Origin of the sequence: Aeromonas sp. 600527 (genome assembly GCF_049175415.1) — a bacterium.
Taxonomy (GTDB): Bacteria; Pseudomonadota; Gammaproteobacteria; order Enterobacterales; family Aeromonadaceae; genus Aeromonas; species Aeromonas veronii_A.
Window position 1 is genome coordinate 754765 of the sequence record NZ_JAAKVA010000001.1, and the last position, 14185, is coordinate 768949.

Below are 14185 nucleotides of genomic sequence, written 5' to 3' on the forward strand. Positions count from 1 at the left end.
CCACCATAATTAAAATTCCGCCGCAATGGCTTAATCATGCAAGGGCATAAAAGTGACAATAAAATTCATCAAAAAGCAACAACAGGTATATTTTCTGCATATACCTTTATATCACCACTCATGCTTTCATGATGTTTATCAGTCATAGTTACCACGCAATCTAAACTTTCCCATAATACTGGAGCGAGATCTTTCACGGAAAATACACTCCAACCATAAAAATACTCTCCATGCTTATTTTTATCAATCAGTCTTTGAATTGATAAATACGAAGCATAGTTTTTGATAAAAAAGCATGTGTAATCATTGCATCCCATTAACGCAATATTCTTTTTGTTGTGCCAGCGACACCACAAAACCAACCGTATACAGCGCCAATGTAGATGCAGCTGTTTTATTTTCCAGTTTCCGATCAAAATTGGGTAAAACAGCATAGCCAGCCATTCATAGCGATTAAATGCTTGAACATTAGCTGTCATTTTTTTAGGTAACAAGATATGGGCCGCATACCCGGCCTGAGCTTGCCATGAAAAATAGTGTTGGTTCTCACGTAGAAAGGCCAACGAGTATGCGTAGTCAAGAGAACGGGACACCATGCCAGTCGCTGCGTCAGCGACATGACGCAGCGTCAACACCTGATCGATAAACAAGAAGCGATCCGTTTCTGCGCCAAGCCGCAATGCAAAATCCCAGTCCTGATGCCCTCGCAACTTGTCATTGAAACGTACCCTCTGCGCGAGTTCACGCTTGACGATGAGACAGCTCGATTGAATACCCCCGACACGATTAGTACAGAACGAGTATTCAGCAACGCTCTCATCGGTGCGGCGGGCCTCCCGAGGAAAGGGTGCACTACGCTCACCATGGCTCACGTTCTGATACGGATGATGAATCACCTGCCAATGTGGCTCAATCGCTAATATCTGGTCGATGCGCTCCAGTTTCTCCGGTAACCACTCATCATCCGAATCCAAAAAACATAGATACTCGCCTCGAGCAACCTCGATGCCACGATTACGCGCATAAGCGCCATTTCGGTTAGGCTGGTAGCAGATCAGCGAAAAGCGAGAATCAGATAAAGTGGTCACTAAAGCTTGTATTCGCTCACCAAACTCGGGAGTTGAACCATCATCGATTATGATGACCTCAAAGTTTCCGAATGTTTGCCGAGAAAGTGAATCCAGCGCCCGCTGTAACGGCTCATCCCGGTTATAGACCGGAATAATAATACTAAACCGCACAAATGCTGCGCTCATCCCGACCTCACACCTTTTCCGCGATAACGATCATGAAACAGCCATCGCTGCCAGGAACAATCTCTGGATTCTGGAGGTTTTGCTGCTTGCTGACTTGCTGGAGGCGGAAACCACAGCGCGTCAGCATCGACTCCAATTCGGCATAGGTATAGTGCTTCACGTGATAGGGAAATTGTGCGGCACTAAAAGGCATGACACTCTCGTTCGGCGTCGACATCACTAGCTTGCCCCCAGCACGTAGCCATTCATGAAACTGACCCAGTAGGGCTTCATCAAACGTCACATGCTCAATGGTTTCAAAACAGACAACCGCATCAAAGGAAGCTGAATCCAGCTGCAGAGTTCTAGCATCGGCACACAGATGAGTAATCTTCGGAGAACTATAGTGTTTTCGCGCATAAGCAAGCGCTTCGGGTTCAATATCGACGGAGGTGACCTGACAATTAAGCTGGTTAGCCAGCAGTTGGCTGCCGTAGCCGATCCCGCATGCCAAATCGAGCACTCGTTGTGGCATAGCTGCGCGTAGGCACTCTGCCGCGAACCGATAACGATTCAGGTGGTCCTGGCGGATATTACGCAAATCCGGTGCCACTTGTCGCTCACCACGCACCATCGACTGCCGAGCCGAAGCCTGTAATAGGTGGGTATCATCAGTCACGATGTTGATGTCAACCAACCCCTGGCGGGCAAGCAAAAAAGCCAGTCGTTTACTATTATAACCAGACTTGTTGCAGCCCGAATAATGCGTCGAATAGCCCGGTAGCATGGGATTACCATCGTGCTGGGGGCCAAAGAGCCCGGCGAAGCTCTGACGAGCGACTGAGGTCACATCGCGTAAAGTCCCTTCATCCCACTCAGCCTGTAGCCATTGGCCCACGACGTAATCCAGATCGGGGACCGTAACCTGTAAGTGACCATTAACTGCAAGTTTATCGACTAGACGTGTTAACAGTGTATCTGCTTCCATACTGGTCAAAAATTGCAAATCCAGTACTTGGATCAACTCAAACTCGCTATCCAACTGATGTGCAATTTCAGGGATCGGACAACTCACCTCGGACTGTCCCTCGACCCGCAGAGTGACCTGCCCACAGGTTGCACGGGTTACCACCAGCGTTCTCATTTTATACATCCTTTAACTGTCCGATATTGAATAAACATCGTTATATTTCAATTCCAAACTGCTGCATGTAAGGCCCGATTTTTCGTACTAAATCGCTCCCATCAACCCGGAACTGGTTTTGAACCATTTGCAGCATCACCTCTTGCTCATCGGGACACTCGCTTAACAATGAACGACCGTAAAAGTGCACAGGAATTCCAACCAGACGAGCCTCAAACAGAGTGCTGGAGTTGATACCGCAAATAAACTTGCTCGATAGCGCCAGCGTCATGAAATCGCCACTAACAATTTCACGGCCATGAAAATCATATGTGTCTCCCAGAGGATCCAACGGGTGGGGCTTAAAGAGCAGTCGTTCGTTTCCGTAATCGCGGATTACATCGTCAATAAACTGCTGCATTTTGTCTCCATAGTTGGAATAGAGACGCACATTGGTGTCAGTAGCAATCTGTAAAGGCACAAGAACAGCATCCCCAGGAACCCATAGGCGCCCGCCCAGAAGCCGTTCCCTCACTCTCACCAACTCCTGCTCAGCGTCATCTTTCTGGCATGGCATTAGCCCCATGCATCGCCCCAGGTTGACGCCTTGTCTATCGAGATAAACATGCTCCCTTTGCGGGAAAAAACCCAGTTCGGCATAGAGATATTGCTTCCCCATATCCTGAAGATACTGTTTTACGCTGTCATAGTAGGCCGGTGTACCATTCCAGATGATGGCGCCAAGTAGGCGTGAAGGGGGAATAGCCATAATCGCATGCGCATCATAAGAGCGGACTACTCTGCACAAAATCTGCCGCTGATGTAGCCAAATCATAAGACTAGCCAACTGCTGAACATGGTGATCCAACATGCAGACAAGTAACAACACCGGCCAAGTCTCTGTATCGGCCAACGAATCGGCCAAAGGATCAAGTAAGGGTGGCAGGATCTCTTCCGGCTCAAGAGCCACCAGCCTATGACAGCCATGTCGCCGCAATTTGGCCATCACCTCCTGCTCATAGTCATAGGGAGAAGAACCAATGATGATGCTCAGATCATGCTGGCTCGCCTGCGTCATATCGATCACCGGAAGACCGAACTTTTCCGAACAATCGCTCGTCATGGTATCGATCAGGGCAACAGGCAGTGGACGCTGCATCTCTTGTAACCGTTGCAGGATCAGTTGACTGTAATTTCCCATACCAGCCAACAGGTACCCTGATGAAGGCAGCTCAGCAATAGATAATGAGCAGACCCCTTGCCGACCGACGATCTCAAATCTCATGGCAACCCCCAACCATAGCTATCTCTGATCCTGGGGGGATGTTTTTAACGACCATGTCCATCTTCCCTTCATTACGCAGACATCGGTGGAAGCCAGCAAATATCGAACTCTGCGTGATAGCGCTTATAAATATCTAGGCGGGCTCGGTTCTTTTGACACAGTTGATGCCAGCGCTCGGCCAATACACCATACTCATCTGGCAGCGCACTATGCTTGAGTACCGCAATATGGTTCAGCCAATTGGCCAAGCGATATAGCTGCGAATCCGACAAGTTAGTCGGTTGATCCACCAGCCATTCATGAGCCTCCATATCTTGCTCAGTAGCTGAAACACCTAGCGAATCCAGATACTTGCTGACAATACGCCGGTAAAGCTCTCGTTGTCTGACTTTGCGCAATATGGACGATTGGGCGCCATGAATACGATACAGCACCAACACCTCACGCAAGTTGGCGAAACGAACTTCGGGCTTGCTGATAGCCATTCTGGTCCACAACTCGGTATCTTCAACATCCGTAAATTCGGGGTCATATCGAAAACGCTTGTAAACATCAGCACGCACCAGAATCGCGTTGTGTCCAACTCCATTACTAAATAGCAGAATCGCATTTTTGATAAAGTTATCATAAGGTCGGTAATGCCATACCTCATCACGGGCACCGAACAGTTTGAGCCAACACCCCACCAGATCTATATGCGGATGTTCGTGTAAAAACGCCATCTGTTTCTCTATCCGCTCTGGTAACGAAATATCATCCCCATCCATCCTGGCTATAAATTCTCCCCGAGCTAGCAATAGCGCTTCGTTCAGACAATTGGCTATTCCCTGCTGCCGCCGGTGATAATGAAGGATTCGACTGTCTTTTGCTGCCATCCTGCCAATGACGGTTCCAGTTTCATCAGTTGATCCGTCATCAAATATTATTATTTCCAGATTCTTATAGGTCTGCTTCAATATGCTATCTAGCGCATCTTCGATATAATTAGCACAGTTATGAACAGACATAATGACCGAAACCAAGGGGTTACTTGGTATTTTCTCAATATTTTTACCAAAAATATTTAATGCATTACTCACCGCATCATCCATATCGAAATAGCGATACTCGGCAAGGCGGCCCAGCGCAATTAGTTGCGGGAACTGGGCCAATTCATCGCGGCAAGCCTGATAGTTCTGTTTGGCTGCGTCGGTAAACAACGGGTAGTAAGGCTCCAGCCCCTGCTCTGGCTGATAGTCACAGGGATATTCGTACACTATGCTGGTACCGGGATGCACCTGCCCACTGAAATGCTTGAACTCGGTGATCCGGGTGAAGGCTTCTTCATTCGGATAATTGACGGTGGTGACAGGTTGAAATTGCTCTTGCGCCAGATGGCGATGTTCAAAACGCAGTGAGCGGTATGGCAAGCAATTCCCTTCCGCCGGCATCAACTGATCCAGCATACCTGTATAGATCAGTGGACCATCGAAAAGTGCACCATCCAACCACACCAACTTCTGCTGCCAATCCAGCCTGACATGCTGTGCCATGGGGGTAGACAGCTTCACGTCAATCAACGGGTGCGCGAACATGCGCTCAAACATGGCGGTATAGCCTGCGGCCGGCACCGCTTGCCAGGGATCGGTGAAGTAGCGATCATCCCGACTCACCACCACGGGTACCCGCGCCGTCACCTCGGGGGAGATCTGCTCGGGCGGCACACCCCACTGTTTGCTGGTGTAGTTGACGAAAGCCTTCTGATAGATGAAATCCGCCAGTTCACCCAGCAGGGGATGCTGCTCTTTGCGCAGCTCCAGAATCGGCACTCTGGCACCATCACCAAACCGAGTACGCAGGGCCTCAATCATGGCGCCGGCCTTGTCTGCGGGGAAACAGCGCTCGATGCTGGTCAGGTTGAACGGGATAGGCACCAGTTGCCCGTCGATACGTGACAGCACCCGATGCTCGTAAGGCAACCACTCGGTAAACTGCGACAGGTAATCCCACACTTCCTTGCTGTCGGTATGGAAGAGGTGCGGCCCATAGCGATGGATCAGCACGCCATGCTTATCATACTCGTCGAAACAGTTGCCACCGATATGGTCGCGCTGTTCCAGCACCAGCACCTTCCAGCCAAGCTGGCTGGCCATTCGTTCAGCCATGACGGCGCCCGAAAGCCCGGCGCCGATGACGATCGCCTGATAGCTCACGCTCTATCTCCAAACAGTTGCTGCATGACACGCGCGGGATGGGCCCGCTCTGCCCATGCCAACTGATGTCGTTCATCGAAGAACCAACCGGGGGCTAGCCTGGCCACAGCATCGACCGACTGCTCGATAAGCTGCGTGAAGCGGGCGACATCATCCTGCCGCAAAAAGTAGAGAGCGGCAGAGTAGTAGTGATGGGCACGCCCCTGAGCAATGACCACGGGATCAGCGCCAAACGCAGCCGCATTGTCACAGGCACGCAGCAGATCGCGCAGCGACTGTTCACGACGTTCAGTCGACTTGCGGGTTTGCCCGCCAAAACTCTGGGTATGGAAGCGATAGCGGCCCAATAATTCGGGGATACAATCCAGCGTCCCCGGATTGTGGGAGAGGTTCAAGATGTGCCAGGGATAATCGAGGATGATCTTGCACCCCTCATCGATGGCGTTCTCCATCCCTTCATAACGGCGAAACATAATGGAACTGGCATTGACGAATACCCCGAAGCGAATAAGTGCCTCCCGCGTCATCACGGATTCGAGGTAACGGGCGTTGTAGTAATCGCGGGTGAAGAGCTTGATGCGCGCATCGGTCTCATCATCAAACATCTCCGCCTCGTGATAGCAAAGGGTGCAGCCGGGGTGTGCGTCCAGATAGTCGGCCTGACGCTGCAGCTTGCCCGGCAGAGCCAGATCATCCCCGTCGACATAGGCGATATATTCACCGTCCGCCTCTCTCAACAAGCGTTTCTGGGTTTTAGCCAACCCCATATTTTGCGCGTTCTGGAGTGCCCGTAGCCGAGGCCACTGTGACGCCAACCGCTGCATAATGGCCCAGGAGTCATCGCTCGAGCCGTCATCAATGGCGATCACCTCGAATTCGAAATCCGTTTTTTGTTCCAGCAGGCTAAGCAGGCAAGGTTCAATGAAGCGCCCGAGGTTGTATACCGGCACCAGTACGCTGATTTTCATAAGGAAACCCAGGATTTGAGTAAAAAAGAAGCAAAACAAAGAAAATGGACAAGGCTACCGCACGGTCTCTGTCAACCTTTCCTGCCCTTCATCACAATAATTACTGCAAGAGCTGTGCCTGACCAAGCTAATTGATTGATATGACTTGATTTATGTGACCTGGAATCCACTATTCAATGCGGGCAAGCTGACGGCTGCAGGCCACCAGCATGTCGATGCCGTCCCAGAGCCATTCGAATGCCAGCGCTTGTCCCGGACTTGCCACCCTATCGATACGACAGCCTGGCGATACCAGGAGCGCATGCTCAAGCTGCGTTTTATCCGGGCCAACCCAGACACAAGTCTGCATATCCCAAGGCTGTAGCAGCAACTCATCAAGGTTATCGGCAACAAATTCGGCGACTGTACCTCCTCCGATGTGTGCAAGCCGCAAAGAGGCGGTGGGAGTCAATAAGGTGACGCCAGAAAAGGTCTCCAGCTTCATCTGGCCATCATGGGCGGCATTTTGTTGACTATTGATAAGGCGTTCCATCATCAGGGAGGGATTATCTGCAAATGGAGCGAAGATCCCTTCAAGCAGACAACGGCGCAACGCACTGGTGGGAGTGCCCAGCCAGCAAATGGTGGTGGGTGAGGCGCAGGCTTGTTGATTGAAACGGGTAAAGTCTTGTTGCAAAGCCGCGACCACTTGCCGCCACGCAGCAGCATCCAGGTTGGCGAGCCATTGGCTATCCAACACCGCCATGGAGCGGCGATCCGGAAACACGATTTCCTGAGCGCGGGGTGAGAGCGGAATAGCCCGTACCCGGCTGATGGTTTCATCACCTCCCCAGATAATACGAAGCCGACACCGGGCCGACAGCCAGGCGGTGATGCCCTCGTCGTGGTCATAGCGGATAAAACGGGTACGGGAGGCAATCTCTTGCCACTCGGGCAGAGAGAAGAGCTCGTTCAGGATGGCCAACATAGCCTCTTGCACCGGGTCGATGCGCGATGAGAGACGTACCACGGACGCATTGCCCATCAGCAGCGCCATGATCCAGGAGTAGAATGCAACGGTCGGCACGTTGGAGGGGACCAGATGAAAAACCATCCCCAAGGGTGCACGCCCTGCCATGCGTTTGTGCTGTACCTCAATCTGGCGTGGCCGCAACCAAAAGCCAAAGGCGGCCAGATCCGGGCTCTCTCGCCCCTCCTTCAGCAGACGTGCAGAGAGCGCAGCCACAAAATCGCAGATGACGGGCGCAAAGCTTGGCAGCGGGCGAGTGACAAAACCTTGCCAGCCGCTGACGGGAGCCGCGAAAGCAACCTCTGGCCCCGCTTGCCACACGGCATCTTCTACATCTGACCGGCTCACTGGAAAGTGTCGCTGCATCCCCTCACCTCTGCGCCTTGCTGACGTCCTGATACCTGAAAATAACGGCCACGACGGCCGCAGGGGCAATCATCCTCCCCCAGCAGCACACCAAGATCCTCGCTGAGCAAACTGTGGCCGGGATAACTTTGGGGAATGGCGGAGATCACCTGCAACAAGCCTGGCTGGCCGACCCCGAGTGGTCGATGAGTCAGCGGATCCCGCACCAGCAGATCGGCAAAAAGGGGGGCGTGCAGATGGCCCTGCTCACACTCGACAAACACCGACCCCACCTGCTCCACCATGCCGTAGAAGTTATGCACCCGCTTCAGCCCCAGCTGTTCATGGCAGCGCTGCTTGAAGGCAGGATTATCCACCGCGAGGTGTTGCAGCTTCTTCCAGCCACCGCTGTGAAAAAGCGTGCCCTGCGTCAGCTGCAATTGCAGACCGCGCTCACGCAGCGGTTCCAGCAAACATTGCCATACCATGAAGGTAAAGCCGAACAACAGGACCGGCTGGCCCGCATATTTGTCACAAAACGCCTCGATGACCGGCCAGTTGGGCCGCATCTGCTCATCGAGAGCATAGGTATGGTCACGGCCAAGGAAGGAGAGGCCCAGCGCACCGGCTCCGCGGGCTGAAAAGCCGCTGCGGTTTTGAATCAGGGCAGGCTGCTCCACCAGCAGCATGGGCAACCGTTGCTTGCCGACAAACTCTTGCAGGATCTTCACCAGCACCTTGCTCTGTAACGCGGCGGTATCCCGATCCAGCACAATGCGTGACGGCGTTCCGGTAGTGCCAGAGGAGGTGAGCACCTTGAACACGTCTTCTTGCGGCACACTCTGCCATTGGTCCAATTTGAACAAGCGGGCGGCCAGATAGGGAAGCTCTTGATAAGTCGAAGCCTGCCCCCAACCAAACGCCGACAGAATATTGGCAAAAGCTGGACACCCCTGCGCATGGCGCTGCGTCAATTCATTCAGGCGAGCAAGGAGCAGCCCACTTTTTTCCTGTTGGGGCAGCCCGAAAACCGGCGCATCAAACAGCCTGTTCATAGCTGCTCCAGTTGTGTTAACAGGGCAGGATAATCAATCTTCATATTGCTGCGTCGTGGCAAATGATGCCGATAAATGCGAACGCTTGATGGCGGCACCATCAGCCAGCGGGCCAGCTCCAGCTGTAGTGCATCACTGGGGCACGCGTCTGCCTCGATGGCTACCAGCAGGCGATCATCGATGCCGGTCGCAGCGCAGGAATAGCCCCTCCCCTGCAACCAGGCTTCCACTTCAGCCAAGCTCACCCGTTTGCCAAACAGCTTCAGGAAACGGTTGAGCCGTCCGGTCAAATAGAATCGGCCCGCCTCATCACAACGAGCCAGATCGCCAGTAAAGAGCGCATCCATATCACGCCCCCGAGCCAGATCTTCAGGGAGCTCCGCATAGCCCAGCATCACGTTTGGCCCTTGGTAGACTAACTCCCCTTCCCCGTCGGGAAAGCCGGGCTCATGACGCAGAGAGAGACGCCCGCCCGGTACGGCACGGCCGATGGCATCCGGGGCAATCATCACTTCATCGTGCGCCAGCCAGGCGATGCGTGGTGCCGCTTCGGTCTGGCCATACATCACGAAAAAACGGCGTCCCAGCGCAGCTGCCTGTTCGGCAAATTGCTTTGCCAGTGCTGGCTCAAGTCGTCCTCCCGCCTGGGTCAGTGTCATCAGGCTGGGATAGCGGGCCCAGTCAAAACGCAAGCGGTTTAGCATCTGAAAGGTAAAGGGTACCCCTGCCACGCTGGTGACCTGATGGCGATTTACCTCATCCCAGAAGTGGCGCTCAAGGGGACTGGCAGTACATGAAACCAGCGAGGCGCCAGCCAAAAGATGGCTGTTGAGCACCGACATACCGAAGGAGTAAAAAAGTGGCAACGAGGTGATGGCGCGCTCACGCCCGTTCAGCGCCAAGTATTCGGCGATGGCCGCGGCATTGGCATCAAGATTGGTTCGCGACAATCTCACCCATTTGCAGGACCCCGTGCTGCCCGACGTGGGCAGCAGCATGGCCAGCTCAGGGTGAAGTGAAGGCGCATCGCCAAGATGCGCAACTGCCCCATCCTCTAATACCCGCAGACTAACACCAAAGCGCTGGCACTGCTCATGGTGCAACCGGGCATCCTGTGCAGGATCGGCCAGCATGATGGCGTGGCCATCCCGCAGGGCCAGCAAGTAGTGCAGCAGATGCATGGTAGACGTCACAAATGGCAGGTAGACCAAATGGCGGCCAGCAGGATAGATGGTGGCCAACTGCGCCACACGCCGAGCCAGCTCACCATAACTGAGCCACCCCTCTTGCGGGTCTCGCCAGGCGGGCTCGCTGTTACCCTCAACCAGATGGGCCAGCAAATCAGGCCGGTTCAAATCACCATCCCCCCATCGACCCCAATCACCTGCCCGGTCACATAGCTCGACAAGTCGGACGCGAGAAACAGGGCCACTTTGGCCACTTCATCTGGCGTGCCAATCCGTCCCATGGCGATGCTGGCCACCCGCTCGGCAAACTTCTCTTGCGGGATAGCATGCGCCATATCGGTATCGATAAACCCGGGGGCAATGGCATTGACCCGGATCTGGCTGGCGGCCAGCTCCTTGGCCAGTGACTGGGTAATACCGATCACCGCCGCCTTGCTGCCGGCATAGCAGCTTAGCCCGGCGGCCCCCACCTGCCCCATCAGGGAGGCGAGATTGATGATGCTGCCACCACCACTGCGCCGCATCAGGCGGGCGGCATACTGGCTGCAGTAGATCACGCTAAAGGTATTGTTGCTGAATGTCTTTTGCAGATGGGTCTGGTTAGCCATCCCCAATAACGCCTCTTCCAGCATGCCGGCATTGTTGACCAGCACATCCAGCGATCGGCTCTGGGTAAAAAGTTGTTGAAAGGCCTGCTTGACCGCCGACGGGTCAGCCACATCAAAACAGAGAGGCTGGCAGGGCACGCCAAACTCGGTACCAATCGTGGTCGCCAGCTGGCTCATCGTCACCTCATCACGGCCTCCCAGCCACAGTTCAGCCCCCTGAGAGGCAAACTGACGGGCGATGGCAAGACCGATGCCACGCCCGGCACCGGTGATCAACACCCGCTTGCCCTGCAACAGCCCCTGCATCAGAAAGCGACCCCGTACTTGACCAGGATCTCGCGTGCCTTGGCGACTGAACTCATGTCGATAATGTCATCGGTGTCGAGCAACACGCCGTAGTTATCCTCCAACTGGGCAATCAGCCCCATGTGGGCGACAGAATCCCACTGCGGGATGCTGTTGTAGGCCAACCCATCGCTGACGCTGCCGATATCAATACCCAGCGCCTCGGCAAAAACCTGTTCCAATGCGATTGTCATCTGAAAAATCTCCGTAGCCGCTCACGGGCGGCATAGTAATTCGCCGGCAGCAGTTCCAATGCAAAAAATCCGTTCTCTTGTCCTATCTGGCTATAACCCAGTTGTTCATTCAAGCGTAGGGCAGAGCGATTGTTCTCCCGAACCAGAGTGCGAATACAACCGATATGCAACTCATCAAAACCCTGATCAAGCTGGGATAAGGCAGCAGCAACGGCCAACATGGGATGCCGCACGGTTGAGTTGCCCAGATAGAGCCCCGCATCGGCGATCGCCTGACCCTGCAGCTCGCCCTGAGACTCACCTTTCAGATTGACGTAACCCGCTCGCACGCCCTTGCACCAGAGCACCCAGTGCTGCTGATCCCGCCGCTCACGGGTGGCGGCAAACCATTGGCGCTGTTGCCGCGGTGAAATACGCGTCTGGGATACCATCTGCATTCGCACCTCATCCTGATTGCGCCAACGCCGCAAAGCAGGAAGATCCCACAGCGCTATCGGGCGTAGCTCAACGCCATAACTCATCTTCAACGCCATCCAGTTCCATGACCCGTCTCTCTTATCGACCACACTGCTGCCATTCCGTAGCAAAAATCGATAATACAAGCAGAAAAACCAGTATAATATCAAAAATAATCAAAGAGTTGTCATCGATTATCCTGGCTTTGGCCAGTCATTAATCCAGCAGAGAGAGCCCATCATGGCCATCGCCATTATCCCGGCCCGGGGTGGCAGCAAACGCATTCCACGCAAGAATATCCGCCCCTTTTGTGGCCAGCCCATGCTCGCCTATGCCATCCTGGCGGCGCAACAATCAGGCTGTTTTAACAAGGTGGTGGTCTCCACCGATGATGAGGAGATTGCCGAAGTTGCTCGTCAACTGGGCGCGGAAGTGCCATTTCTTCGGCCTGCAAGCCTCGCCGATGATCACACAGGTACCACCCCTGTGGTGATCGACACTATCCAGCGGCTCGATCAGTTAGGCATCCAGGCAGAGCACTACTGCTGCATCTATGCCACGGTCCCGCTTATCCAAGCCGATGGCCTGAAGGCCGCCTATCAGCGGCTGATCGCAAGCAAGGCTCCCTTCGTCTACACGGTGGCCGAATTCGGCTTCCCGATCCAGCGGGCGGTGCGCATGGACGCGCAAGGCAGGGTCACGCCGTTCTGGCCGGAGCAGATGGCGAAACGCTCTCAGGATCTGGAGCCTGCCTATCAGGATGCCGGCCAGTTCTATTGGGGGACGCGGGCTGCCTGGCTGGGGGGGATCAGCCCGGTGGGCGGGGAAGGGATCGGCCACATACTGCCGAGGCACAGGGTAGTCGACATCGACACGCCGGAAGATTGGCACCTGGCCGAACTGCTCTATCAAGTGCTGGCCCAAGATGACGTTTAGGGTTGCCTTCCGGCTCGACGCCGGCGCCGAGATCGGGCTGGGCCACCTGATGCGTTGCCTGGCCATCGCCGATCGGCTGCACGCCGCCGGGGCCGAGTGCCACTTCCTCTGCCACGATCTGCCGGCGCACCTGCTGTCGTTGCTGCGGCCCCATCACCATCATCCCCTGAGCGCGCTGGACGCCGCTGGCCCGTTGCCTGGCTTGCAGCCCGATTGGCTAGTGTTTGATCACTACCAGATTGACCAGCGGCTCGAAACCCAGCTGGCCGCCCACTGCCGCCGCGTGCTGGTGATCGATGATCTGGCCGACCGACCGCACCACTGCCAGCTACTGCTGGATCAGGGCCCCTTGCGCCGCACCGCCGATTACCAGCCGCTCACCCCAGCCGATTGCCGGCTGCTGCTGGGCACCGACTATGCCCTGCTGCGCCCCGCCTATCGCCGGCTGGCTCGGCAACACGCCAGTCAGTGGCGACGGGGGCTTGTCTGCTTTGGCGGCGCCGACCCGGCCGGCGCCTGCCTCATCACCCTCAACAGCCTGGCCCGGCTGTCCTGGACCCGCACCATACGCTGGACTCTGGTGGCGGGCGGTGCCAATCCCTTCTGGCCCGAGCTGGAACAGAGAGTGGCCGAACTGGCCGACCTCGACCTTGTGCTGCTGCGCCAGAGCGACCAGATGGCCGACCTGATGAGCCGGCACGACTTCGCCATCGGCGCCGCCGGCGGCATGACCTGGGAGCGGGCCTGTCTCGGCCTGCCGACCCTGGCGGTGCCCATCGTCGACAACCAGCAGTTCAACGACCAGGTGATCGCCCGCTTTCAGCTGGCCGAGCGGCTGACCCTGAGCGAGCTGGCCGAGCCTGAGCGGCTGCTGCAGGTTCTACAACGGCTTGAACAACAGTCAGACGACTACCGCCGCCGCGGCCAGCAGCAGGTGGACGGGCTGGGGCTGGATCGGCTCACCGCCTGGTTGCAGCAACAATCGGATTATCAGCTGTTACCAGATGGCCAGCAGTGGCAACTACGCCATGATGACCGCCCGCTGCTCACCCTGACCCTGAACGGCCAGCGGCTGACATGGCAGGCCACCCGGCCACTGCAACCAGCGGAGTGGCAAGAGCTGGCACATCGCTTGCAAACAATTTTCTCCCAATTTCCCCTCTATCTTGCCGAGCCACCGCAGATAGCGCCCCCTGCCCCCTGGCAGTTGGCGCCGCAAGGCTGGCAACTTGGCACAGGAGTCTGAA

At 55.3% G+C, this 14185-nt stretch carries 13 protein-coding genes and 1 pseudogene; 2 read left to right on the plus strand and 12 right to left on the minus strand.

The features are described from left to right. Positions 1-68 precede the first annotated feature (68 nt). The 12 genes and pseudogenes from G5154_RS03250 to G5154_RS03305 all read right to left on the minus strand — a co-directional run bounded on the left by G5154_RS03250 (position 69) and on the right by G5154_RS03305 (position 12079). Positions 69-1256: a glycosyltransferase family 2 protein gene (locus G5154_RS03250; protein ID WP_421250308.1), complete on the minus strand. Its 1188-nt coding sequence runs from the start codon at positions 1254-1256 to the stop codon at positions 69-71. 7 nt (positions 1257-1263) lie between these two features. After that, a complete protein-coding gene (locus G5154_RS03255; protein WP_005346638.1) occupies positions 1264-2379 on the minus strand; it encodes a class I SAM-dependent methyltransferase in 1116 nt (371 codons plus the stop codon). 40 nt (positions 2380-2419) lie between these two features. Then, positions 2420-3643, minus strand: coding sequence for a hypothetical protein (locus G5154_RS03260; protein WP_337073748.1), 1224 nt, complete (start codon positions 3641-3643; stop codon positions 2420-2422). A gap of 71 nt (positions 3644-3714) precedes the next feature. Then, positions 3715-4650 carry a glycosyltransferase family 2 protein gene (locus G5154_RS03265; protein ID WP_419772936.1) on the minus strand — a complete coding sequence of 312 codons (936 nt, stop codon included), beginning with the start codon at positions 4648-4650 and terminating at the stop codon, positions 3715-3717. A gap of 39 nt (positions 4651-4689) precedes the next feature. Continuing rightward, positions 4690-5787: pseudogene (gene glf, locus G5154_RS03270) on the minus strand (UDP-galactopyranose mutase); the annotation flags it as partial. Positions 5788-5831: 44 nt separating this feature from the next. Further along, on the minus strand, positions 5832-6803 hold the full coding sequence (locus G5154_RS03275; RefSeq protein WP_421250309.1) for a glycosyltransferase family 2 protein: 972 nt from the start codon (positions 6801-6803) through the stop codon (positions 5832-5834). A 169-nt stretch (positions 6804-6972) separates the two neighbouring features. Next, on the minus strand, positions 6973-8178 hold the full coding sequence (locus G5154_RS03280; protein ID WP_421250310.1) for an acyl-CoA reductase: 1206 nt from the start codon (positions 8176-8178) through the stop codon (positions 6973-6975). Next, positions 8157-9212, minus strand: coding sequence for an acyl-protein synthetase (locus G5154_RS03285; RefSeq protein WP_421243766.1), 1056 nt, complete (start codon positions 9210-9212; stop codon positions 8157-8159). Before G5154_RS03285 ends, G5154_RS03280 begins: the two co-directional genes overlap by 22 nt. Then, on the minus strand, positions 9209-10567 hold the full coding sequence (locus G5154_RS03290; RefSeq protein ID WP_421243767.1) for an AMP-binding protein: 1359 nt from the start codon (positions 10565-10567) through the stop codon (positions 9209-9211). Before G5154_RS03290 ends, G5154_RS03285 begins: the two co-directional genes overlap by 4 nt. Beyond that, a complete protein-coding gene (locus G5154_RS03295; RefSeq protein WP_337073751.1) occupies positions 10564-11313 on the minus strand; it encodes an SDR family NAD(P)-dependent oxidoreductase in 750 nt (249 codons plus the stop codon). Before G5154_RS03295 ends, G5154_RS03290 begins: the two co-directional genes overlap by 4 nt. Beyond that, positions 11313-11546: an acyl carrier protein gene (locus G5154_RS03300; RefSeq protein WP_005346661.1), complete on the minus strand. Its 234-nt coding sequence runs from the start codon at positions 11544-11546 to the stop codon at positions 11313-11315. The genes G5154_RS03295 and G5154_RS03300 overlap by 1 nt, the downstream gene beginning before the upstream one ends. Further along, complete coding sequence (locus G5154_RS03305) at positions 11543-12079, minus strand: GNAT family N-acetyltransferase (RefSeq protein ID WP_041234299.1); 537 nt, start codon at positions 12077-12079, stop codon at positions 11543-11545. The genes G5154_RS03300 and G5154_RS03305 overlap by 4 nt, the downstream gene beginning before the upstream one ends. Before the next feature lie 163 nt (positions 12080-12242). On the opposite strand from G5154_RS03305, the gene pseF reads away from it, so the two are divergent. Continuing rightward, on the plus strand, positions 12243-12938 hold the full coding sequence (gene pseF / locus G5154_RS03310) for a pseudaminic acid cytidylyltransferase (RefSeq protein WP_337073752.1): 696 nt from the start codon (positions 12243-12245) through the stop codon (positions 12936-12938). Further along, complete coding sequence (gene pseG / locus G5154_RS03315) at positions 12928-14184, plus strand: UDP-2,4-diacetamido-2,4,6-trideoxy-beta-L-altropyranose hydrolase (protein ID WP_421250311.1); 1257 nt, start codon at positions 12928-12930, stop codon at positions 14182-14184. Before pseF ends, pseG begins: the two co-directional genes overlap by 11 nt. Position 14185: the final 1 nt, after the last annotated feature.